This window comes from Candidatus Eisenbacteria bacterium, assembly GCA_016867495.1.
GTDB lineage: Bacteria > Eisenbacteria > RBG-16-71-46 > CAIMUX01 > VGJL01 > VGJL01.
The window spans coordinates 1-2,249 of record VGJL01000305.1; the positions used below are offsets into that span (position 1 = coordinate 1).

Sequence of the window (2,249 nt, forward strand, 5' to 3'; positions counted from 1 at the left end):
GCTCTTGCCGCTGCATGCGCGCTCATTCGGTCTTCTTTCCTTCCGGAAGCCCGATCCGCATGCTCGCGGGCATGCCGTACGACTCCGGATCGACGTACTTGCCCCGCTCCGGCGCCGGCTTCTCCTGCTCCACGGGAGGCGCGAGCTTCCGGACCGTGGGATCACTGCGCACCGCCGTCACCTGCCAGGAGACCTCGAGGCCGGGCGTGCCTCCGGCGATCTTGAAGCGGTTGCCCGAGATCTTGCTTGCGATGTAGACGGGAGCGTGACCGCCGATGCAGGTGAGCTGGTAGCGCGGGTCGCGGTTGATCTCGCCGAACCAGTCGGCCAGCGCCACCCAGGCCTCGCCGGCGTCGTCGAGAATCACGTTGCCGGTGTAGGTGTTCAGGACCTCGTCCGACTCGACGGAGAAATGGTTCAGATACTTGTTTGCCGGGTCGAGAGGATGGTCGATGCGGAAGGACTTGCTGCCGCTCAGGTAGAGGTCGCCCTGGATCAGGACGTCGCCAAAGAAGCCTCCCGCGTAGTTGGACGCGCCCCCCTCCGCTGTCGCGTACAGCCCGTAGTTGCTGCCGCCGCCGGCCGCCCAACCTCGGAGGCCGATGTTCATCCCCGACCCGCCAGAGACTCCTCCTTCCACGCCGGTGTAGGTGGCGCTGCCGGACGGCCAGACGTTTCCTACCGCTCCCTTGTAGCCTCCTACGAAGGAGCCTCCGACACCGTACCAGTCGCCAGGAGTGCTTTGTCCCTTGACGCCGATGACATCTGCTACTTCCCAGCCGTCATACTTGGCCGAGAACGCCACCGGATCGGTGGGGTTGAGGTAAGGAATGATCGCCTTGACCCCCGTCGTGTGTAGCTTGAGGACGGCATGGGTCGCGTTTGCGCGGTAGAAACTCAGCGGCCCCTCTGCGTCGTCGACGATGGACCATGTGGGGATATCCTGGGACCAGAATTGGAGCTTCGCCCACCCTGGATCCGTCCGAACGATACTCACTCCGGGATAGCCTCCGCCCCGAAGCTCCAGCACCGCGTCGCTGTTCGTCACGCCGGTGACCGTCAGACGGGAGCCTGGCGCGGTCGTCCCGATGCCGACTCTCTGCCCGTTGTCATAGAGCAGGGAATTGCCGATGGTCGTGGGTCCGGTGAACTTCGAGAGGTAGTTCGCCGTGCCGCTGCCGCCGATCCCGCCACCCCCTCCGCTCGCCGAGATCGTGATCTGGTTGTTCGCGTCATCCGGGGTGATGGTCACGTTCGCGCCGGCGATCAGGTCGATGTTGCCTCCGTCGTTGGTGACTCCGTCGAGCGCGCCGACGATGTTCGGCACGACCATGTCTGCGGTGACCGAGTTCCCCTGCCCCTCGTTCACGAAGCGCGCGTCGTAGGCGCTGCCGTCGGCGTAGGACGGAGCCAGCGCCACCGCATCCACCGAGACCTGGATGCCCGTCCCGGCACCGACGCTGAGCGGCGCATCCCCGCTCGTCGCGCCGCCGGCCAGACCGTCGTTGGCGTAGACCGCGGTGATGTCCCCGGCCGTGCCCCCGGCCAGCCCCTCGGCTACCACCGCCCGGTAGGCATACGGCGCGCTGGTCAGCCGCACGCGGGGGGCCATCTCCGACTCGCCGCTGAGCTGCACTCCGAGCCAGTACTGGACGTCGAAGGGGAGGTTGAGCGTGGTCACGCTTCCCAGCGTGGCATTGTACACGCCTCCGGAGAGCGCGAGGGTCTGGGCCTCCGTCCAGAGCGCCGTTCCCCCGTACTCCAGGTTGTAGATCCGGAAGGTCATGGTGTAGTTGCCGTCGGGAGCCGCCGAGCCTCCAGGGAGCGTGAGCAGACCCTGATGGCTGACCGTCCGCGGGATCTGCGCGGAGACTGTGGTCGCGCCGACTGCGGACAGCACGACGAGAGCCACCAGGGTTGCAGCCGTCATCGCCTTCCGGCCCATCGATGGGGTTGATTGCGCTTTGGTCCTCATCGTTGCCTCCATGACGAATGCCCTCCGGATTCGTTCTCGGCCTCGCGCGACCTGCTGCGGGATCGACTGGTCCGCGCGCGAACCGCCCTTGGCGCTGAATGCGCGCTCATTCGGTCTTCTTTCCTTCCGGAAGCCCGATCCGCATGTTCGCGGGCATGCCGTACGACTCCGGATCGACGTACTTGCCCCGCTCCGGCGCCGGCTTCTCCTGCTCCACGGGAGGCGCGAGCTTCCGGACCGTGGGATCACTGCGCACCGCCGTCACCTGCCAGGA

Annotated in this window: 1 protein-coding gene; it reads right to left on the bottom strand. The window is 66.6% G+C overall.

From position 1 onward, the window contains the following. Positions 1-22 precede the first annotated feature (22 nt). Complete coding sequence (locus FJY88_13735; protein ID MBM3288387.1) at positions 23-1,975, bottom strand: hypothetical protein; 1,953 nt, start codon at positions 1,973-1,975, stop codon at positions 23-25. Positions 1,976-2,249 lie beyond the last annotated feature (274 nt).